Source organism: Lewinella sp. 4G2, from assembly GCF_001625015.1.
Classification (GTDB): Bacteria; Bacteroidota; Bacteroidia; order Chitinophagales; family Saprospiraceae; genus Neolewinella.
The window spans coordinates 1,245,458-1,266,998 of the sequence record NZ_LVWJ02000014.1 but is presented as its reverse complement, the minus strand read 5'-3'; the positions used below and the strand labels follow the sequence as shown (position 1 = coordinate 1,266,998).

Genomic DNA, 21,541 nt, shown 5'->3' with positions numbered 1-21,541 from the left:
TAAAACAATGCAGAGCAAGGCCAGTACCGACATCGAGGTTGTCAAGGAACTCTTCACCAACCACCTGCGGGAGCGCAAAGCCCGGCGAACGCCCGAACGCTACGCGATCCTGGAAGAGATCTACAGCCGCGACGACCACTTCGACGCGGAGAGTCTCTACATCCACATGAAGACCAACAACTACCGCGTATCCCGCGCCACGGTCTACAACACGTTGGAATTACTGGTGAGCTGCGACCTCGTCAAGAAGCACCAATTCGGCAAGAATTTGGCCCAGTACGAGAAGAGTTACGGCTACAAGCAGCACGACCACCTGATCTGTAATGACTGCGGTAAAGTGCTCGAATTCTGCGACCCGCGCGTCCAGCAGATCAAGAACATGATGGGGGAGATCCTCAACTTCAATGTGACCTCGCACTCCCTCAATCTGTACGGCGATTGCGACGGCGGATGCGAGAAAACACGGGGTTAATCGGGTAGTTTTTAGTCGGGTAGTCGGCCTCCCGTTCCGTATCTTTACACCCCTTAATCTGGTAGTAAATTCTTAGGAGTTGCCCTCTCGCACTACGCTACTACCAGACTACGCTACTACCCGACTACACCAATGCGCTGCCGCAGGTGCAATGTTGGGAACAAGAATCGGCATTCAGCCATTTACTAAACCTAAAAGATAGAGAATATGTCTTTCGAAATTACTGGAACCCTCGTCAAAAAGTATGAAGTGGAAACGAAGGGAGAGTCCTTCCGCGTTCGCGACTTCGTGATCAAAGCCAATGACGGTGGCCAGTACGACAACTTCGTAAAATTCCAAACTACGCAGGACCGTACCGCACTCGTGGACGACATCAACGAAGGGGATGAGATCAAGGTGCACTTTGACCTCCGCGGCCGCCAGTGGCAGGATAAGTACTTCACCAACCTCAACGCCTGGCGCGTAGAAAACCTGGCTGGTGCCTCCGGTGCTGCTTCGGCCCCGAAGACGGAAGCTCCCAGCTTCACGGACGTCCCCGCCGCCGGCAGCGAACCCGCCGCTGAGGCAACGGACGATCTTCCGTTCTAACCTAACTACGGGCGTGCGCACCAACTACCTACTGGTAGTCCGGGCGCACGCTCCACTTTATACCTTAAAACCTTCCGCCATGGCTACCCTGACAACTAACGAAGTAACGGTCACCGCTGATAGCGCTTACCAGGACCAGTACAGCGAGCCGGTGCGGAACCAATTCGTCTTCTCCTACCGGATCCAGGTCCGCAACGTCTCCGGCCGCCCGGTCCAGCTCCTGGCCCGCCGTTGGACGGTCATCAGCGGTACCGGCGAGCGTAAGCAGGTGGAAGGGGAAGGAGTCGTCGGCCAGCAACCCATCATTCAGCCCGGCCAGACTTACGAGTACACGAGCTGGGTCCAGTTCGAGACCGCCGTTGGCGCCATGGAAGGTAGCTACATCATGGCCCGCGAAGACCGCCGTGGCCGGGAACAACTCTTTGAAGTAGAAGTCCCCCGTTTCGTGCACGTAGCACCGGAGGTATTGAACTGATGCCATTTCTCAAGTAGGCCTAGATTATCACCGGGGGCCTGACTGGCTCATTTCTCAGCGATAGCGCTACTGCGTGATGTTTTTTTTTAAGATTCTTAGCATTACCAGCTTCGTTCGAGAGCTCTACCTTATTCAGTGGGCGTGATACTGAAATCTAAACGTCAGTTTGGGCGAAAGCAACGCTTTATCTGTCCTAAGCGTTATTTGACCATACTTAACCCGTGTAACACCTACCAGTCTTCCATTTCTATGGAAAAAACTAGGTCTAGCGCTAAAGTATAGTATGATTAAAGGCCTCGCAAACCCTCTCCCCCCCGCCCCTTTCGCTACGTGGTTACTGCGTGGTCCAAAGGAGAGGGGAGCTAGAATTCCTGGGCATGAAACGATTATTAAAGTATATAATTCTATCGCGAGTCTCGTTCACCGAGAGCAGTATTACTTGTAAATCCATCTTTCTTTACTCACGTCCAGGAGGTCAGGTCACCCCTCTCCATTGGAGAGGGGCCGGGGGAGAGGGATTTATATCACCTAATCACCCATGAAGCCGTCCATTCCAATTCTAAAGGCGAACCGTATGACCCTCGTGGTCCTCTACTTGCTTCTGGCTTCCCAAACCGCCGTAGCCCAGACGGACTTCACCTCCACCCTCCCTATCCTGATCATCGATACGGACGGCCAGGGCATCCAGGATGAGCCCAAGGTGACGGCGCGGTTAGGCGTCATCGATAACGGACCGGGCCAGACGAACCGCCCCACCGACGACTGGAATGAATACGATGGCTTCATCGGCATTGAGGGCCGCGGCTCCTCCAGCCAGGCCCTGTTCCCCAAGATCGGCTACGGCTTTGAGACACGGGATGCCGACGGCGAAGACCGCCAAGTCAGCCTCCTCGGTTTTCCGAAGGAAGAGGATTGGATCCTGCACGGTCCCTACTCCGACAAGTCCCTCATCCGCAATGCCCTGACCTATCACCTCGCGGGGCAATTCATGGCCTGGGCACCCCGCGTCCGCATGGTGGAAGTCATCATCGACGGCGACTACCGCGGCGTCTACCTCTTTACCGAAAGGATCAAACGGGACAAGAATCGGATCGACATCGCTAAACTCTCCGAGGACGAAAATGCGGGCGATGACCTGACCGGCGGGTACATCATCAAGATCGACAAGCCCACCGGGGAAGCGGGGGACAAGCCCTTCTTCTTTACCTCCGACTTTCGGGCCGGGACCATGCGCCAGTGGGCCATCACCTACTTGTACCACTACCCTAAGCCGGACGACATCACCGCCGAGCAACGCACCTACATCCAGGGCTTCATGGCGGACTTTGAGGGCGCCCTCGCCGGCGATGATTTCCTCGAACCCATCAGTGGCTACAAACCCTTCGTCGACCTGCAATCCTTCGTGGACTTCTTCATCGTTAACGAGCTCACCCGCAACGTGGATGGCTACCGCATCAGCACCTACCTCTACAAGGATAAGGACAGCAACGACGCACGGCTGAAGATGGGTTCCGTTTGGGATTTTAACATCGCGCTGGGCAACGCCAACTACTGCCAGGGCGCGAATACCGCCGGCTGGGCGATCGACTTCAATATTGTTTGCGACTACGACCAACGGCAGGTCCCCTTCTGGTGGAAACGCATGCTGGAGGACCCCGCCTTCGTCACCCTCCTTCAGGAGCGCTGGACCGAGCTAAGGCGAAGCCACCTGAGCAACGGGCAAGTCTTTGGTACCATCGATTCCCTGACGGCGGAAATGACGGATGCCGTAGATCGCAACTTCGAGCGTTGGCCCGTCCTGGAGGGCAAATACGTTTGGCCCAATGCATTTCAGGGCCGGACTTACGCCAGTGAAGTCGCCTACCTTGAGGGCTGGCTCACCGAACGCTTGGCCTGGCTCGATGCGGCCATTCCCGCCCTGGAAACCGGCCTTCCCGAAGAGGTTGACCCGATCATGATTCTGAGCCCCAACCCTACGGCCGGCATCGCTTACTTCAACAATTTCAGCGAATCAGAGCTCGAACTGGTCGAAGTGTATTCGGCCACCGGCCAATTGCTGCAATCCGTAACCCACCCACCAGTCAATTCGGGAGTGGACTTAAGTGGCTACCCATCTGGCACCTACGTCGTACTGGCGGTGCTTAAGGGGGGAGATGTCCGTTACGACCGGGTAGTGCGGCGCTAGACCAGTTTACAACGCGACCTAACATAATTCTCACGGAGCCGAACATCCGCCCGGAAAATTCTATACGGTATTGTCGGGTGCAGTTTCTACCTTAGGTCTTGGTCCTGAGACGGGAACCATAAGCACGAGGCCGCATACACTATGGGAGAAGAAAGAGTAAACGTACCTACTAAACAAAGCCGGGCGGAATTTACCCGCCACCTGTTGCAGGACGTCCAGGCATTAGAATACATGCTGAAGAACCAGTGGTTCGAAACGGACACCATCCGCATCGGCGCCGAGCAGGAGATGTGCCTCGTCGATAAGAAAACCCTCAAGCCGACGCCCAAGAATATTTCCATTCTCGAGCGGCTGAAGGAACACCCCTGGGCCACCACTGAGATTGCCCAGTTCAACATTGAATCCAACCTCAGCCCCCAAAAGTTTACGGGCGACGCCCTTCGGCTGATGGAAACGGAGAACCGTTACCAATTGGACACCATCTGCAAAGCGGCTGAAAAGAAGAATGCAAAAGTGGTGCTCACGGGTATCCTTCCCACCCTCCGGAAATTCGACCTGGAAGAAACCAACCTGACGCCAAAACCGCGCTACAAGGCACTGATGGAAGCCATCAAGGCCCTCAAGAAACCGGGAAAGGACTTTGAGCTGCGCCTGGCCGGCATCGACGAACTACGGATCCGCCACGACAGCCCCTTAATGGAAGCCTGTAACACCAGCTTCCAGGTCCACCTACAAGTAACGCCGGATACCTTTGCGCCCCTGTACAATATCGCTCAGGCGGTGACGGCGCCCGTCCTGGGGATGGCCGCCAACAGCCCCCTCGTTTTCGGCAAACGCTTGTGGCACGAAAGCCGAATCGCCCTTTTCCAGCAGGCGCTCGACGTGCGGACTTCGCAGGACCACCTCCGCCAACCCGAACCACGGGTGAGTTTCGGTAACGACTGGCTTGATAGCAGCATCCTGGAGATCTACAAGGAAGACATCTCCCGCTACCGCGTCCTCCTCGGGGATACCATCACGGAGAACAGCCTGGACATGGTGGCGCGAAAGGAAATTCCGAAACTCCGCGCCCTGCAGATTCACAACGGTACCGTTTACCGCTGGAACCGGCCCTGCTACGGCATCAGCGATAACGGTATGCCCCACCTCCGCATCGAGGCCCGGGTTATCCCCGCCGGCCCCACCGTGGTGGATCAGATCGCCAACGCCGCCTTCTGGTTGGGCTGCGTTGTAGGCATGGCCCACGAGATCAAAGATATTCGCCAACACATGAGCTTTGCGGACGTGAAGGACAACTTCGTTAAGGCCGCCCAATTCGGTATTGATACCCAGTTCACCTGGTTCAACAACGAGAAGATCAGTTGCTGCGACCTCGTCCTCAATAAGTTATTACCCATCGCTCGTAAAGGCTTAGAACTGCAGGGCATTGTCCCACAGGATATTGACCGTTACCTAGGGGTTATTGAAGGCCGTGCCCTGGCCCAACAAAATGGTGCGCGGTGGCTACTCAAATCCTACACGGAACTGGACGCCAGTGTCAACCAGGATGAAAGCCTGACCATCATCACGGCGGCGATGATCAAACGGCAGATGTCTGAAAAGCCCGTTCACACCTGGTCCCTCCCTAAAGCTGAGGACCTCCGGAGTTACCGCCCGGCCGGCTTGCGGGTAGAGGAGTTCATGGAAACGGACCTCTTCACCGTCCACGAAGATGATCTGATCGACCTCGTCGCCGACCTCATTGAATGGCGGCGGCTCCGCTACATCCCCGTGGAGGACGACCAAGGCCACCTCTGTGGCCTCATCACCACCCGTAAGTTATTGCGTTACTACACCCGCAAAGGACGGCCGGATGCGCCCGAAGGTAAGTTCGTCACCGTCAAGGATTTAATGATCCCGGACCCGAAGACGATCTCCCCCCAAAACACGATCAAGGAGGCCATGATCATCATGCGGGGCGAAAAATTAGGTTGCCTTCCCGTGCTAAAGGGGGAACACGGCGAGCTCGTAGGGATTATAACGGAGATGGATTTTCTCCGCGTCAGTGGTCGCCTGCTGGAGCGGATGAAATGATCGGTAGTGTGCCGGTTCCTCCATCCGTCTAAAACTGCTACCAATGGAAAACTGGCTCATCAGCTCCCCCGCTACCTTACTCATTACGGTTGTTTCCGTACTGATCATCATGTCGGTACTACTCGTATCGATCAGATTATTTGGGCTACGCTCACTAGCGAAGATGTCCAGCGTGGACTTTGCATCTACGATCGCTATCGGCTCCATCTTGGCCTCCACCATGATGAATACCGACTCTTCCTTACTGAAGGGAACGGTCGCCATTTTAGCGACCCTTGGATTTCAACAGGTTTTCTCCAAACTCAAACGGGATTCGGATGCCATTGAAGCCATTGCGGAGAATAGCCCGAAATACCTCATGATCGGGACCGAGATCATCAAAGAAAACCTGGAAGCCAGCGGCGTTACCCATGCCGACCTCATGGCCAAACTCCGCGAGGCGAACGTGCTGCGGTTCAGTGAGATCAAGTACGTCGTTTTCGAAACCACCGGGGACGTCAGCGTGCTCCACGGTAGCCAGGACGTGACCGTGGAAGAGGAAATTCTGAAGGACGTTGTACGCTAACTGCCCGGCACCGTGCGCAGCCGCTGATTAATATTCGAACGATAATTTCTCCGCCGGGAAGCCAAACAGGTTCTTTTCCTTGATCAGGCGCGCAATTTTTGAGGGCACCTTATCCTCCCAGCCTTCGTCGCCGGCCTGGATGGAGGCCAGCACGTCGCGGCTGTACACGTTGAGGTTGTCGGCGCGCACGTCCTGGATATCCACGATCTGCCCGCTGTCCAACAGGTGCTTATAGAGGAACTTTACGCCTTCGGGGATGGGTACGTTTTGGGCCGTCATCAGGTCAGCAGAACCCTGTTGTTGAGCGGGGTAGACGTACAGTTTTACGTTGCGGGTAAAGATCTCCCCGAATGCGGCGAGCAAGCGGCCGTCCTGATTATTGTTGTACTTATCGGTGATGAGTTGCAGGAGTTCATTCACCCCGAGGACGATCCCCACCGGCGCCACCCGGTAGTTGGAGAGGTACTCGATCAGATCGCCGTAACGGTCGTAATTGGAGATGATCACCGTTTGCCCCGCCGCATTCAGCAGCGTAGCGCGGTGGAGGTAATCCCTTTCGTTGAGTTCGGAGCTGGCCTGGAGGTTATCCAACGTAAGTTCGGTCAGCAGGAAGCTTTTGGCGGGGTCGATGCCCTCGCTTTCCCGGAACTGTTGGTAGCCGGCGCGCATCATGTCCTCGTTCACCAACGTAATGGGCCGGAAGCTTCCGCGCACGACCATCACCGACTTGCGGTACAAAAATTCGCTGGCGTGAATACTGCGCCCGGCGGGGTTGAACATCGTGATGTCCGTCAGACCGTGCTTCACCAGCCACAAACTTAGTAGTCGGTTATCTACCGGAAATTCGGGGCCATCCAGCACGATCATGTCGATGGCGACGCGGCCCTTTAGCCCATCGAGGAGGCTCTGGATCAGCGTTTCGGGGTCATCCTGGTAGTGGTAGGCGCCGTAGATCATGTTCACGCCGAGGATACCAATGGCCTGCTGCTGCAGCTGGTTATCGTTGTCGAGCATCCGCACGTGGAGGAGCAGGTCGTTGTGGGTTCCGGCGGCCGGGTCCAGTTGAAAACGTAGGCCGAGCCAACCGTTGCCCTTGATCGTCCGGCTGTAATTGATCGCCGCTACCGTGTCCGCGAAAACGAAAAAGTTGGTGTCCGGCCGGTCGTGGCGGAGGCGTTCCACCATCAGTTCGTACTCGTGGTCCACCATTTTGTGGATCCGGCTCTCACACACGTAGCGCCCGCTCGGTTCCGTGCCGTAGATCTGGTCGGAGTACACCTTATCGTAGGCGCTCATCGTCTTGGCGATCGTCCCGGCGGCGGCCCCGACCTGGAAAAAGTAACGGGCGACTTCCTGTCCGGCTCCGATCTCGGCGAAGGTGCCGTAGATCTTCGGGTTCAGGTTGATCTCGAGGGCTTTCTGATCGGTTTCTAGTAGCTGTCTGGACATGGCGGAGGTTGTGGAGAGTTTTTGGGCGCTGACGCGGGTGCGGGGTTTGGGGGGAGGGTCGTCGGCTTTCAGCCTGGGATCGTCAGCCTCTAGCCCGGGGACGTCCGCCTCTAGCCCAGGGTCGTCGGCCTTTCGGCCTTGGGACCCTGGGTTAGGGGGGACCCTTTCAGGGTCGGGCTTCGGACCTGTGGCTAAGGTACGCAGTGCCTACGCGTCTTATAGTATCGTAAATGTCGCGGTAAGGTTTGCTGAGGATTTCCGTGAAACTGGAGCCGTCGTAGCGGAAGTCGGACTGGGTGGAGCGGTGGGTTTCGCGGGTGATGATGGGCTTCTGGCCGGTAATCATGGTGCGGACCTTATCCACGGGCCAGAGGAAGGCGGACTGCCAGGCGGGCATGGAGCGGGTGGGTGGCTCGGCGTCGATGCTGGCGGCGGCCTGCTCCAGGAATTCCTTCCAGGTGAGGTTGTCAGCATTGAGGAGGATGCGTTGGCCGTCGATCTGGGTGTCGGCGAGGTGGAGGATGGCGTCCACGACGTCCTGGACGTCCACGAAGCCGGCGCGGCCGGTGGGGTAGAAGCTGCGTTCTTTGGCGACGTGGCGCCAGAGGCTGGGGGTATTCGTTCCGGCGAAGTCACCAACCCCGATGATGGTGGAGGGGTAGACGACGCTGACGGAGAGCCCTTCGGCCTGCCCCCGCCAGACGGCCCTTTCGGCGTCGAACTTACTTTCGGCGTAGGCGGAGTTAGGGCGTTGGGCCGGCCAGCGGTCCGCGAGGGTGACGACCGGTCCATCCGGCACCCGGTTCAGGACGGATACGGAGCTGACGTAAACGAGGTGTTTCACCCCGGCTTCGAGGGCCATATTTACGACGTTGGCGGTTCCTTCACCGTTGACCTTTAGGAGCTCGTCGCGGTCCTCGTACTGAAAGCTCACTTTGGCGGCGGTGTGGATGATGACGTCCACATCTTCGAAGATCTCCAACAGACCTTCGGGGTCATTTACGTCGCCTTCGACCCATTCCATCTTTTCTTGCCCCTCTCCCCGCACCTGCGCGAGCGCCCAACTCGTCCCGCATTCTATCGGGGGCAGCGCCCTGCATAATGCTTTGAATTTTACGCCGCGCCGGAGTAATTCACGGGTGAGGTGGCTGCCGAGGAACCCGGTGGCGCCGGTGAGGAGGATCATGGGTCAGGCTTTGAATTGGAGGAGGTAATCGCGGACGATGCGGTCGAATTCCGGCCCCTCCCCGAAGTGGAAACGGACGGCCAAGGGCAGCACAAAGATGGGGAGGCGCTCGTCGCGGATGAAATCGCGGTGGAGCTCGAGGCGGGTGGCGTCCTTTTCGGTGGTGATGATGGCCTTGTGGCCCGCGGGCATCTCCTGGAAGCGAAGTTGTAGCGTGGCCAGGTCGCGGCGGTTGAAGTAGTGGTGGTCCTCGTACTCCAAACTCTGGACGTGGGGGCTCTGCCGCTTGAGGTGGTCGATCAGGTACTCCGTATTGGCGATGGCGGAGATGAGGAGGACGTTGACGCCCTCGTCCATCTTGAGCCGGTAGCGGTGGTCGAGCATGTAGTAGGGCGCGGCGTAGTCGTAGTAACTGAAGAAAACTTGTTGGTGGGAGAGCGGATCGATTTCCGCGATGAGGGCATCGGCTGCCTCCCGGGTAAGGTCACGCGGGCACTTGGAAACTACGATGAGATCCGCACGCGCCGCACCGGACCGCCACTCGCGTAGGCGGCCGCTGGGAAGCAGGTGGTCGCGGGTGTAGGGATTGCTGAATTCGGTGAGCAGGATGTTGAGGCCGGGTTTGACGGCCCGGTGCTGAAAGGCATCGTCGAGCAAGACCAACTGGGTATCCGGCCGCCGACCAATGATCTCGGGGATGGCGTAGGCCCGCTCTTCGGCGACGGTGACCATCAAATCCGGGAATTTCCGGGCGTACTGGAGGGGCTCATCACCCACCTGCTCGGCGTTCATCTGGGGCAGGACCTCGAGGAAGCCCCGCGTCTTGCGCCGGTAGCCCCGGCTGAGGGTAGCGATGTTGAGGTAGGGGCTGAGGCCGCGGATCAGGTATTCGATGTGCGGCGTTTTTCCCGCCCCCCCGACGCTCAGGTTGCCCACCGAGATGACGGGCACCGAAAACTCGATGGATTTGCGCAGCTTTTGCCGGTAGGTCCAATTACGAAAGCCCACCCCCAGGCCGTACAACAGGCTGAAGGGAGAAAGGAGGGCCTTGGCAATTTTTGATTGGACCATGAGGGGGATGCTGGGAAGAATAAGACGTTTGCCCGGTCGATTGGTTGGCCGGTCGCCGGTCCCCAGCCTATTGCAGGAAACCCAGCGCCGCCACGAGGAGGGCACCTACGGCTAGCAACAAGTGTGCCAGCTCCGCCGCCCGCTCCGGCAGGTTGTGGAGGGCCAGACCCAGCAGGATCCCGACCGGAACGATGAGCGTGGCGGTAGACGTAATGCTGATGCCCCCACCAAACAGGATGACCAGCGGCGTAAAAAGGAGCACCCAGAAGAGGATGGTGACGCCCTTATTCCCCTCGATATTGATGACGCGGACGATGTTATTGAGTTGCGTTATCAAGAGCAAGGCAAGTACGGCAAGCACTCCCGCAAAAGCCAGCGGAAGCGGAGCGGCGGGAATCAGATCGTAGGAGAAGAGTGGGGTTTGGGCCGCCAGAAATTCCGGCAGGAAACCGTAGAAGTAGGCGAACGTCCCCACGAGAAAGTACAGCACGAAGACGCCGGTCAGTAGGCGGAGGAGTTCGGCGAGGCCCGTCCGGCCCAGCACTCCGCCGGCGATGTACAGGGGTAGGAAAAACAAGAGGTAGCCCGGCGCCAAGATGCTGGCCAAGGCCAACCAGGCCCCCGCGTTGAATAGGGCAATTTGCGGGTATTGGTTCTTGTACACCTTCCCCACCGAGAGCAGGGCAAAGAGCAAAAAGATATTGGCGAGCATGGCCGGATGGAGTATCCGGAAGCCGGGCGTCAGCCCCCAGGCCAGGAGTACGCCCAGGGCGGCGAGTTGGGTAGCGGAGCGCGTCAGGTTGTGGCGGTTGGAGAGTACGCTTGCCTGGAGGGCGAGGATGCCCATCAACACCACGGGCAGCGCGACGGCCTGCCAGGGGTGGGCCACGGCGTAGTTGCTCAGGTAGTTGCCGAAGATCCCGTGGCCGGTGGTGGCTTCCGTCGGGACGGCCGCGCCGCCGAAGAATACCGGTAGCTGCAGCGCGAGGGCGTAGAGCAGGAATGGGAGGCCGGCGTAGGCCTGGGTGGAGCGGAAGAAGGTGAGCACTGGGCGAAGGTACGGGGTGGTGAGTTTTGTTTCGCAGGAGTAGGGGAGGTTGGGGAGGCCTGCGGCGCTTGATTCGCAGGAGAGGTAGAGATTTAGAGGAAGAGAGGCCTGCGGCGCTTGCTTGCGTGGGATTTGTTCGCAGGAGTAGTAGAGTAAATGAGGCCTGCGGCGCTGCGCCACTACCCGTCCCGAAGGGCCGGCTTGGGTAGCGGTGGCACACCGTTAGGTGGCCCACTCTACTTTGCGGCGTTTGATGGCATTTGCGGTTTGGGCTTTTGGAGGCGTGGCCTCTGGCCGCGTATTGCCTCCGGCAGTTGCCAGGGAGGAAGAGGAGGAGATGGAGAAACTGAGGTATTTCTTGCTCATCTCATAAATTCTAGCTCAACGTAATTTTTTCGCAGGAGTCGGAGAGGTTGGGGAGGCCTGCGGCGCTGCGCAACTACCCGCCCCGAAGGGCCGGCTTGGGTAGCGGTGGCACACCGGCAGGTGGCCCACTCTACTAGTGCGGCGCATTTTTTCGCAGGAGTTGGGGAGGTTGGGGAGGCCTGCGGCGCTGCGTAACTGCCCGTCCCGAAGGGCCGGCTTGGGTAGCGGTGGCACACCGTTAGGTGGCCCACTCTACTAGTGCGGCGCATTTTTGCTTCGCAGTACTTCGTGCACGCAGGTGTTGGGGAGGTTGGGGAGGTTGGGGAGGCCTGCGGCGCTTGGCCGCCCGTACGAAACCGTCCGTTCAGTAGCAAACCACCATCACTTCTTAATCCGTTCAATAATTTCCATGATACTCCCCGTCATTTCCTTGGGCATTTCGAAGGTATCGCGGCGGTACTTGGCCCAGCTTTCTTCTTCGGCGAGGCGGTGATCCACTTCGGCGCGGAGGGCTTCGCAGAGGTAACGGAGGTGGGGGAACTTCTGCTCGATCTCCTCAATGATGCGCTGGGATTCCTGCATGCTGTTGCTGGGGAAGATGTCGACCTGGAGCGCGATCTCGACCTTGCGGGGCTGACCGGAGTAGAACCATTCGGCGATGCCTTCCAGGTCGATGCCATCCTTACCATCGGCGCTCCAGATGAGGACGTTGAATAGTTCGGCGATCATGATGGCCGGTCGCTGGGGGGAGAGGCGGAAGATGATGTCGGTGGCCTTCTCGGCGGGGACCATTTCCAGGAACTCCAGCAGTAGAGCGAAGGCGCCTTCCCCGAAGACGACTTGTTGGCGGCTGCGGCGGCCGGTTAGGGCCATTTGGTCGTAGACTTGATCTAGTTGTTGGCGGAGTTGTTGGGGAGTGGGCACGTGGTGGAAACGTTATTTGTTTTGGGTGGGTTTTCTGGTAATGATGGTTGTTTGGAGGCTCCGCGGCTTTGAAAAGCTGATAGCACCTCCAGGGCGGGTTTACTTCCGGTACGTCGACCTTTAGGTCGATGCTTTACGTCACTTCTTTTCTAGCACTTCTTTTGTGACCAAAAGAAGCAAAAGTCTTGTCCTGTGCAGGTGGCTTAACGCAAAATTTCTTCGGATTGGCTAAACTCTGCAAACTCGCTCAACGATCGTGTTTTCAAGCTCAACCTTAGGGTTGCACTAAATTTAGCTTTTACACAGAAACCTGCATCAGCTCGAACAGTGCAGCGTTCTTAACGCCAATCCGAAGAAATTTTGCTACCACCTGCAAGGGACGGATATACTCCCAGGGGGTTAGGTATCCCGTCCAAAATCTAAAATCTAACGTCTAATGTCCCTTCCGCAACACCTTCAAGAAATCACTACCACGATTAATATGGACATCTCTCCCAAGTCTCCAGATATCCCGTCCAAAATCTAGAATCCAACGTCTAAAGTCCCTCCCGCCTTCCTGCCGAGAAATCACTACCACAGTAAAGGGACGGATAATCTTCTCGGAGCTTCAGGCACATCCCGTCCAAAATCTAAAATCCAACGTCTAAAATCCTCCCACCAAAACCACCACCCCCACCAAGCGTTGCCTTAATCCGAGCTAACCAAACAACCTCCTACCAAATGAAATTTCCCGACTTCCCCTACTCCCGGCCCGACTTGGAACAACAAGAAATAGCATTTCGCGCCGTACTCGCCGAGCTGACCGCGGCAGACGGCATCAACGAAGCGATTGCCGCGGTGGAGCAGATTGATTTGATCCGGTCCGGGGTAGCGACGGCTTATAATATTGGGTACGTGCGGCACTCCATTGATACGCGGGACGAGTTCTACAAGGCGGAAAAGGAATGGTTCGACCAACACCTACCCGCCACCGAGGCGTGGCGCATGGATTACTACCGGGCCCTGCTCGACAGCCCCCACCGGGAAGCATTGCGGGCACACTTTGGGGATCAACTCTTCCATACGGCCGAGCTCAGTCTCAAGACCTTCCAGCCGGAACTGATCGAAGACCTTCAGGAAGAAAACAAGGGCTACAGCCAGTACATGCAACTAAAGGGTGGAGCCGAGATTGAACTCGACGGGGAAACCTACAACCTCAGCAGCATCACCCCGCTGGAACAAGACCCCGACCGGGAAAAGCGGAAGGCCGCCAGCTCCGCCAAGTGGGGTTGGTACGCGGAGAACCGGGAGGAGATTGAAGGGATCTACGACTCCCTCGTCGGCCTGCGCACCAATATGGCGAGGAAGTTGGGCTACGACAATTACGTCGCCCTCGGTTACGCCAAGATGAACCGGACGGATTACGGGCCCGAACAGGTCGCCGTCTTTCGGGATGAGGTGAAGCGGCACATCGTTCCCATCGCCCAGGAATTGTACCGGCTCCAGACCGAGCGGATCGGGGTAGATCGGCTGCACTACTACGATACCGCCTTCCAGTTCCCCGACGGTAACCCTACCCCTAAAGGGGAGATGGCAGATACCATCGATGCGGCCCGTAAACTCTACGACGGGCTGAGTAAGGAAACCGGCGACTTCTTCCGCCTCCTGGAAGAGCGCCAACTGATGGATCTGGAAGCCAAGGACGGCAAGGCCACCGGTGGGTACTGCACCTACATCAACGACTACGGCGCGCCCTTCATCTTTTCCAATTTCAACCGGACGAGCCACGACGTGGACGTGCTCACCCACGAATTCGGCCACGCCTTCCAAGTATACTCCAGCCGCCACCAGAAGCCGATGGAGTACAACTGGCCGACCTACGATGCGGCGGAGATCCACTCGATGTCGATGGAGTTCTTTGCGTACCCGGGCGTCCCGGATTTTTTTGGCGACGATGCCGATAAGTACTACTTCAACCACCTGGCGGGCGCAATGCGCTTCCTACCCTACGGTTGTGCGGTGGATGAGTTCCAGCACCTCGTCTACGAGAACCCGGACTGGTCGCCCGCCGAGCGCAACGCCGCGTGGAAAAGACTGGAGGCGGAGTACCTGCCCCACCTCGACTATTCGGATATGCCCCACCTGGACGCGGGGACTTTCTGGCAGGGGCAGAGCCACATCTTCGGAATGCCCTTCTACTACATTGATTACTGCCTGGCCCAGATCTGTGCCTTCCAATTTTGGCTTAAGGACCGGCAGGACCACGCCTCCGCCTGGGCGGATTACGTCACTTTGTGCAAGGCCGGTGGTTCACGGTCCTTCCTCCAACTCGTGGAATTGGCCAAGCTGGAGAACCCCTTCGAGGCTGGGGTGATGGAGAAGATTGCCGGAGTTATTCGGGAGCGGTTGGGGGAGTTACAGTAAAAACTCATCCTGGCAAGGTGATACGTAGGCCATTTGTTATTCATCAAGTAGGTGACGAACATTGAAAAGGAATTTGATTTCACAAAAAAGGAAATGCGTATTTCTGTTTTAGTGGTCTGTCAAGCTAATTTTTTTCGGGTGACCTGGTGAGTCTTTTCGTCGCTAGCTTCGTTGCTCGCGTCCTCATTTAGCTATGGCTAAACTCCGGTTCGAGCGCCTCACTAGCAACGAAAATCCAACACCATTCTACCCGAAAATTAAACATTGACAGACCACTAGTTATTAAATCACCTAAAATTGAAATTTCAAAACTACCTGCCGCTCTTACTGCTCCTCCTCACCTCTCCCATCACGGCTCAAAGTGAAAGTTGGACGCACCTGCAAAATCAGTATTTCTACTCTTTCGATGGTGGAGGTCAATCCTTCGAACCCTTCTCTCTTACTGTTGACAGAGACACGATGATCAACGATACTGCATGTGTCGTAATGGTACCCTCCGAGGCTAATTATGAGTTTTTAGCGGATATTATCATATACGCGGAAGGTGATATCGTCTATCGCTACGCGGACGGGCAATTTTGGAAATTATACGATTTTTCACTGGATGTGGGGGATACTTACGATGTATACGTCCCCGAAGAAACGGCGCTAACCGGATTTCCCACTTTCATTTCAGTACGCGTAGACTCCGTGGAGCTACGAGCACCAATCAGAAAAGATTCCGTGCGGGCTCAGTATCTGAACACTTTTGCGGGGAATACCACGATTTTTAGATGGTACGGCTGGTCCGTTGAGTTTTTAGGAAACATTGAAACCTACTTCGTACCATTTAGTGAAGTAAGCTGTGACAATGGTTGCCCAAATGGACAAGTATGCTATAATATGCCTCAAGTAGGAGCGGCCCAAGGGGATCATGGTTCACCGTGTGACACCCTTGGCGCAAGCGTAAATTACCAAAACGTTTCTAGTGAAATGAAGGTATCCCCAAACCCTATTGGTTCGAACCGGCGGGTTACGGTCACCTTAACCTCAAATCTAGCTACACGGCCTAATGCTCGCCTCAGCGTTATTGATGGCTCTGGACGGGTGGTGCAAGCATACGAGCCTGTCATCGGGGATAAAGAACTGACATTAAACCTAAGCGGCCTAGCGCAAGGAATTTACTACTTAGAGTGGAGCACCTCTTCAGAGAGGGGCGTAAGGAGAATTGTAGTAGGCCAATAGGTTTTGCCAGTGATCGGTAGAACTGATCTTCTATTGGCAGTCCACCACAATAATTCAACACGATCAAAAAAGAGGACACCTACCCATTTAGGAGATACCTCAATTCCCATTTCACAGCATCCTGCGACAGCGCCCATACCCATGGTTTCAATTAATTTTTAGGCGCTAAAGAACTGAATGCTATTAACCCCTACGCTTTTATTTCCGACATCTCCTTCCTACTCATCCCGTAAGCCATCATCCCTAAGCCCAGCAGGACGCAGGGGATGGAGAGCCACTGGCCCGTCGTCAGCGCCTGGCCGAAGCCGCCCTGGTCACTTTTGAAGTACTCCCACACGAAGCGGAAGCCGAAGATCATCACGAACCAAAGGCCCGTTAGGAAGCCGGGCTTTTTCCACATATCCTTCTGCCAGTACAGCCAAAGGAGGACGGCGAAGGTGAACAGGTAGGACAGGCTTTCGTAGATCTGCACGGGGTGGCGGGGCACCTCGGCGAGGCTCGCCCGGGCGGCGTTGACGAACTTGAAGGCCCAGGGCTTATCGCTGGGAATACCGACGATCTCGCTGTTCATCAGGTTGCCGAAACGGATCATGGCCCCCACGAGCGCGATGGGCGCGGCGACCTTATCGGAAATCCAGAAAAAGGACTTCTTAGAAACGAAATAGCTAAAGAGCCACAGCGCCGTTACGACGCCGATCACCCCACCGTGCGATGCCAAACCGCCCTCCCAGATACGGATGATCTCACCCGGGTGGCTGCTGTAGTAATCCCACTGGTAAAAGAGGACGTGGCCGAGCCGCGCGCCAAGGATCGTTCCGCCGATGAGGAAGTAGAAGACGTAGTCCAGCCAGGCTTCGGGGGCGCCTTCTTTGAGGAACATCTTCCGCACGAGCCAGAACCCAATCATGAAGCCCAGCGCAAACATCAACCCGTACCAGCGAACTTGGAGGGGGCCGATGGAGAAGATTTCGGGGGAGACGTCCCAGGTGATGTAGGTGAGCATGGAAAGGGTTTGGGGCAAAGGTAGCTGCGGGCTGCTTTATTTTAGCTACGCTGCTCCTACGGGGTCTACAAGAGGAAAAAGAGGGAAAAGGAGTATAAGAAGCGAAACACGCCGTAGTCGTGCCCCTTTAGCCTCTTTTCCCTCCTAATCTCCTTGTAGAAAACAACCCCGCAAGCACGTCCCTTCCCACCGAAGGGAAATAGAAGAGTAAAGTAGGAGAAGCGTCTCAGACGCCATATTACCTGACCAGGGCTACGTGTCCACGCAGGGTAATGGGCGGGTCACTTCTAAAAATGGCTTCGATTACATAAACGTACAGACCAGCTGGTGCGGGCTGGTCATCTACCCGGCCATTCCACCATTGTTCCTCCGATTCGAAAGCAATATTTTGGTTGCGATAGATGAGCGCACCCCAGCGATCATAGATTGCGTAGTAAGATATTTGAGCGTCCTCCAACGTCGAGGTATAGACTTTGAACACATCGTTGATGCCATCGCCGTTCGGTGAAAAAGCGGTGGGAGCAAAGACTTTTCCAGCGTCGCAGAAACGACTGAAGGCCGGGTCGCTGGGGTTACGGCAGACGCCACAACTATCGAAGGTGGCACCGCCGTCCTGGACGCCAAAGCAATCAAAACAAGCATTAAATGTTGGTGATGAAGGGCTGGCACATTGCCCACAGTCATCGATAATGGATGCACCGTTGGGTCGCCCGGCGCAGTCCAGGCAGGCATTGAAGGTGGGGTCTTCCGGAGTAAGGCACAGGTTACAACTGTCCCGGGTAGCGCGGCCATTCAGGATGCCGTTGCAGTCAATGCGCCTCACGTTATCCAGGGCCGGGCCGCAGATTCCCGACATATCACTCGCAAAGGCCAGTACGGTAGTATCGGCCACCGCCTGAAATTCAAACCGCTCCGTTCGCCAGCCCATAGTTGATGCCGACTTGCCATTTATGTCAAATTGGTACCGTGCCTCCGTTTCAGCGGCGCTGACGCGCAAGAATTTCACGTTGGGCCCGCAAATGATGTTTCCCGCCAGGTCGAAAAGGATAATGTAGTTCCGGCCAGGGATGGTCGGTATTCGTTGGCTGATCGTCCCCGGTAAGGAGCCATTCAAGTCGATACTCCGTTCGCCGTCAGCCGCCGCCCAGGAGCCACCGACGTAATCTAGATTTTGGGTCACCTCCCACCCGTCAATCCGGCCGTCTCCCTCCAGGATGTTGACGGAGGACACACTCGGGTTCGCATCGCCCCGTTCGAAACTGCCGTTTACAATTTCCTGGGCTTGGCCGCAGGTACAGAATAAAATCATCAGCCACGTAAGGAAGGAACGTACGCTTTGCATTCTCCAAAGTTGAAAGAAATTCCGGACCTATACAATTAGCGCGGTTATACACACTCACTCAGGAGCCGAACTACTTATTGTCCTTTTCTCACTTTTCCTTCTTGCAGAAAACTGAACCGCTGGGAGCTTTATCTTCGACAAGGGGCTAAAGAAGAAAAAGGAGGGTAAGAAGCGAAACACGCCGCAGGCGCGCGCCCCCTTTCCCCCTTTTCCCTTCTATCCTTCTTGTCGAAAACAATGCCACAAGTCCCTCCTCAAGCAAAATTGGGGTAAATCACCAAACTCAGGCTACTCAACTGCTCCGGAGTGAGATTCGCGTTCACCATCTTCTTGGTCAGCTCGCCCAGGTGTTCTTTGAATTGTTTTTCCGCCGCCACGTCAAAGCCGGCCGGCATCCATTCGTAGTAAGTGAGGGGGGATTCGACGCCCCCAGCCGTCGATTTGAAATAGCGCAGCCCGGCGTATTTCTCGCTGAGGCCACTCAGACCAAGATCGAGGCTTTCGATGCGGCCGGCGGCCAGCTCTTCGTGCAGGAAGCTAAAGATCAGGTTGTTAGGCCTGGGCACCAGGGTATCAAGGCTGGAGGCCGAAAACTTGTGGAAGGCCCGTTTGCCCGTGAGGAGGATGACGAAACTGGCAATCATCCGGCCTTCGTAGAGGGCCTCCACCAAATAACCCCGCCCGGTGGCGATGAAAGCATCGAAGATCGACTTGAAGAAAACGTAGGGCTGGGGGATGCTCCGGAACTTCCGGGTACGGAGATTGGCGTACATCGCGTAAAAGCGCTCCAGGGCCCCTTCGTCGGTGGCTTTACGGACGGTCACGCCATCACGGGTGGCGCGGCGGGCGTTGGCGCGGAACTTTCCATTCGGCCCGGGGCCATCCGGGGTGATGGTGTGGAGTACGGCGGTGCGGACGACGCGCGCGCCAGCTAGCTCCGTATCGTTGGGAAGTTCGGTCTTGATCGTAATGGCCGCTTCTGGGTGTACATCCCGCAAATACTGAGCCAGCTGGCTTACTTCGGACGCATTCTTCAACGGGAGGTAATCACTGAAGGGAAGGGCCAGCACCCGCGTTCCACCCAGGGATTTCCGCAGTACGTAGGGAAGTGGCGGGGCGGTGGCTGACCACCCTTCGGCCCAGCGTAAATCAAGCCCGTAGGGGGCCGTGACGGCTCGGGCCCAAGCCTCCCCCCGGAAGAGGTTATCCTCAAAATCAGTACCTTGGTAATCCCTATTTGTCAAGTCGTAGTGTAGTTTTATTCCCAAACACTGATTGTCTGATTCCGTTACAATTCTGTCAGCAAAAGTAGCGCCCGCTTATTATCCGGACGAAAGAACGCCTCCATTCTCCCATCAACAATACACCAATTATCAAATCTTTCCTGATCCTCCTTGCTGCGTTTCTACTGCCCTGTCTCGCGGTAACCGTTCGGGCCCAAACGGGCCCAAGTTGTTTGGCCGACGACGATCTGAAGATTGTGGTTTGTACCCTAACGGAAGAAGGGGAAACCTTGCGCTCGGTCAGGGCGCTGAACGGGAGTGATAATTTTAAACTCACTTTCCCCGGCCGCATCACCCCTTCCCTTACGGAATCATTCAATGCTACTGGGGGATTTGGTGACCAGTACGCTGTTTACTTTTCTAAGCGCCCGCTCATCAACATTACGGCCGATTCATCACTGAATAACGACACTAAAGTCCGGTCCGAAATAACTTACCTCGACCGGGAGCAGCAAATTGTGGCCGGCGCGGGCATTGAATTCCGCGGAGCCACGGCCTTGTTATACCCCAAAAAATCCTACGATCTCGAATTCTGGACGGATACGGACGGCGAGAGCCAGGACGTCACCCTGGCCGGAATGCGCGAGGACGACGATTGGGTCCTGGACGCTGTGTACAACGAACCCCTTCGCATTAACGCATTCATCGCCCAAGGGCTCTGGAATGACATGTACGAACTCCCCTGGGTAGCGGATGACGACCGCGCTCGCGGTGGGGCGAATCAGGAATTCGTGGAGGTCTTTTTGAATGGTAATTACCAGGGCCTCTACACGCTGGGGGAACAGGTCGATCGGAAATTACTTCGCCTGAAAAAAACTAATGAAGAGGGAATGCGTGGCTACCTCGTCAAGGTATGGGCCATCCCCACCAGCCCCTCCTTCAACGACGTCGGCCCCCCCAACCCGATGGAGGAAACATGGAGCGGCTACGAACTGAAGTACCCCAACCCCAATGATACCATCAACTGGGACCCACTCTCCCAACTCCACGAGCGATTCATCACCGACCCGGACCCAAGCGAAGGCGCCATCATGGGCCGGCACCTCGATTTGGCCAACAGCATCGACTACGATCTTTTCATCAACGTGATCGGTGGTATCGACAATGAGGGTAAGAACATCTACTTCGCCCGGCGGGACGTGGACGAGCCCTACTTCTACATCCCCTGGGATCTCGACGCCTCCTTCGGTAATAACTGGGATGGCACCCGCGTAGAGTGGGGAGACCGCTACTTCACCCCGCTTTATCAGGATGTCGTCCAACAAGAAGAGGGCGACGATTACGCCGACGCCCGGTGCGCCCGGTACGCCGAGTTGCGCGAATCCGGCGTCTTTTCCGCCCGAAATATCAACGCTCGATTTCAAGCCTTGTACGATACCCTCAATGCGGAACAAATCTACGCGCGCGAGAATCTGGTCTGGTCCTCTACCCTGTCCGCCGACCAGGAGGAGATCGACTACACCAAAAACTGGTTAATCCAGCGGCTTGAATACCTGGATTCCTTCTACTGCCCGGCCGGAACCGTCGTATCGACACCGGAAACCGCAGCGACGGCCACGGAGATAAAGATCAGCCCCAACCCCGTCGTAGACCGCCTTACCCTGCGTCTGCCCCACCGTGCGGCCGAGGGATCACACATTCGGATTTGGAACCTGGAAGGCCGCCAGGTACTGGACCGGCAAATCCCCCCTTCTTCAACGGTCAACAATATCTCCCTGGATATTTCCCGCCTAAGCAGCGGTCTCTACATCCTGGAGGCAGATGGAGTACGGGCCAAGTTCATCAAGCGCTAGCCAAATCGTCAGTTGTAAAACCATTGCTTTCCTCACGCAACCCCGCTACAGGAAAGTCCAAACAGTACTCCTCTAACGTCTCTCTCGTCTT

At 56.4% G+C, this 21,541-nt stretch carries 18 protein-coding genes; 9 read left to right on the top strand and 9 right to left on the bottom strand.

Annotation, left to right across the window (positions count from 1 at the left end):
- Positions 1-7: 7 nt before the first annotated feature.
- The 6 genes from A3850_RS06380 (at position 8) to A3850_RS06355 (ending at position 6,358) form a co-directional block, all read left to right on the top strand.
- Positions 8-472 carry a Fur family transcriptional regulator gene (locus A3850_RS06380; protein ID WP_068215043.1) on the top strand — a complete coding sequence of 155 codons (465 nt, stop codon included), beginning with the start codon at positions 8-10 and terminating at the stop codon, positions 470-472.
- A gap of 207 nt (positions 473-679) precedes the next feature.
- Complete coding sequence (locus tag A3850_RS06375) at positions 680-1,060, top strand: DUF3127 domain-containing protein (protein ID WP_068215042.1); 381 nt, start codon at positions 680-682, stop codon at positions 1,058-1,060.
- Between the two features lie 79 nt (positions 1,061-1,139).
- Positions 1,140-1,535, top strand: coding sequence for a Co2+/Mg2+ efflux protein ApaG (apaG, locus tag A3850_RS06370; protein ID WP_068215041.1), 396 nt, complete (start codon positions 1,140-1,142; stop codon positions 1,533-1,535).
- A 538-nt stretch (positions 1,536-2,073) separates the two neighbouring features.
- On the top strand, positions 2,074-3,720 hold the full coding sequence (locus A3850_RS06365; RefSeq protein ID WP_068215040.1) for a CotH kinase family protein: 1,647 nt from the start codon (positions 2,074-2,076) through the stop codon (positions 3,718-3,720).
- Between the two features lie 141 nt (positions 3,721-3,861).
- On the top strand, positions 3,862-5,793 hold the full coding sequence (locus A3850_RS06360; RefSeq protein WP_068215039.1) for a CBS domain-containing protein: 1,932 nt from the start codon (positions 3,862-3,864) through the stop codon (positions 5,791-5,793).
- 43 nt (positions 5,794-5,836) lie between these two features.
- Positions 5,837-6,358: a DUF421 domain-containing protein gene (locus A3850_RS06355; protein ID WP_068215038.1), complete on the top strand. Its 522-nt coding sequence runs from the start codon at positions 5,837-5,839 to the stop codon at positions 6,356-6,358.
- A gap of 27 nt (positions 6,359-6,385) precedes the next feature.
- Here A3850_RS06355 and A3850_RS06350 read toward each other — a convergent pair whose 3' ends face one another.
- From A3850_RS06350 to A3850_RS06330, 6 genes are all read right to left on the bottom strand, one after another.
- Positions 6,386-7,807, bottom strand: a complete 1,422-nt coding sequence (locus tag A3850_RS06350; RefSeq protein ID WP_068215037.1) for a nicotinate-nucleotide adenylyltransferase — start codon at positions 7,805-7,807, stop codon at positions 6,386-6,388.
- A 166-nt stretch (positions 7,808-7,973) separates the two neighbouring features.
- The gene (locus A3850_RS06345; RefSeq protein WP_068215036.1) at positions 7,974-8,993 is read right to left on the bottom strand and encodes an NAD-dependent epimerase/dehydratase family protein; all 1,020 of its coding nucleotides are present in this window, start codon (positions 8,991-8,993) and stop codon (positions 7,974-7,976) included.
- Between the two features lie 3 nt (positions 8,994-8,996).
- Positions 8,997-10,064 carry a tetraacyldisaccharide 4'-kinase gene (gene lpxK / locus A3850_RS06340; protein WP_068215035.1) on the bottom strand — a complete coding sequence of 356 codons (1,068 nt, stop codon included), beginning with the start codon at positions 10,062-10,064 and terminating at the stop codon, positions 8,997-8,999.
- A 67-nt stretch (positions 10,065-10,131) separates the two neighbouring features.
- Positions 10,132-11,112 carry a hypothetical protein gene (locus A3850_RS06335; RefSeq protein ID WP_068215034.1) on the bottom strand — a complete coding sequence of 327 codons (981 nt, stop codon included), beginning with the start codon at positions 11,110-11,112 and terminating at the stop codon, positions 10,132-10,134.
- Positions 11,113-11,334: 222 nt separating this feature from the next.
- A complete protein-coding gene (locus tag A3850_RS20140) occupies positions 11,335-11,478 on the bottom strand; it encodes a hypothetical protein (RefSeq protein WP_157500937.1) in 144 nt (47 codons plus the stop codon).
- A 381-nt stretch (positions 11,479-11,859) separates the two neighbouring features.
- Positions 11,860-12,402 (bottom strand): hypothetical protein, encoded by a 543-nt coding sequence (locus tag A3850_RS06330; RefSeq protein WP_157500935.1) that lies wholly within the window; start codon positions 12,400-12,402, stop codon positions 11,860-11,862.
- A 720-nt stretch (positions 12,403-13,122) separates the two neighbouring features.
- Here A3850_RS06330 and A3850_RS06325 point away from each other — a divergent pair.
- Both A3850_RS06325 and A3850_RS06320 read left to right on the top strand, forming a co-directional pair.
- On the top strand, positions 13,123-14,805 hold the full coding sequence (locus tag A3850_RS06325; RefSeq protein WP_068215032.1) for a M3 family oligoendopeptidase: 1,683 nt from the start codon (positions 13,123-13,125) through the stop codon (positions 14,803-14,805).
- A gap of 297 nt (positions 14,806-15,102) precedes the next feature.
- Positions 15,103-16,029 carry a T9SS type A sorting domain-containing protein gene (locus tag A3850_RS06320; RefSeq protein ID WP_068215031.1) on the top strand — a complete coding sequence of 309 codons (927 nt, stop codon included), beginning with the start codon at positions 15,103-15,105 and terminating at the stop codon, positions 16,027-16,029.
- A 190-nt stretch (positions 16,030-16,219) separates the two neighbouring features.
- Here A3850_RS06320 and lgt read toward each other — a convergent pair whose 3' ends face one another.
- The 3 genes from lgt to A3850_RS06305 all read right to left on the bottom strand — a co-directional run bounded on the left by lgt (position 16,220) and on the right by A3850_RS06305 (position 19,618).
- Complete coding sequence (gene lgt / locus A3850_RS06315) at positions 16,220-17,032, bottom strand: prolipoprotein diacylglyceryl transferase (protein ID WP_068215030.1); 813 nt, start codon at positions 17,030-17,032, stop codon at positions 16,220-16,222.
- A gap of 238 nt (positions 17,033-17,270) precedes the next feature.
- Positions 17,271-18,374: a choice-of-anchor C family protein gene (locus A3850_RS06310; RefSeq protein ID WP_068215029.1), complete on the bottom strand. Its 1,104-nt coding sequence runs from the start codon at positions 18,372-18,374 to the stop codon at positions 17,271-17,273.
- A gap of 254 nt (positions 18,375-18,628) precedes the next feature.
- Entirely contained in the window at positions 18,629-19,618 is a 990-nt protein-coding gene (locus A3850_RS06305) for a GNAT family N-acetyltransferase (protein WP_068215028.1), read from the bottom strand.
- A gap of 212 nt (positions 19,619-19,830) precedes the next feature.
- Between A3850_RS06305 and A3850_RS06300 the strand changes: the two genes are divergently transcribed.
- Positions 19,831-21,450, top strand: coding sequence for a CotH kinase family protein (locus A3850_RS06300; RefSeq protein ID WP_068215027.1), 1,620 nt, complete (start codon positions 19,831-19,833; stop codon positions 21,448-21,450).
- The last annotated feature ends 91 nt before the right edge of the window (positions 21,451-21,541 follow it).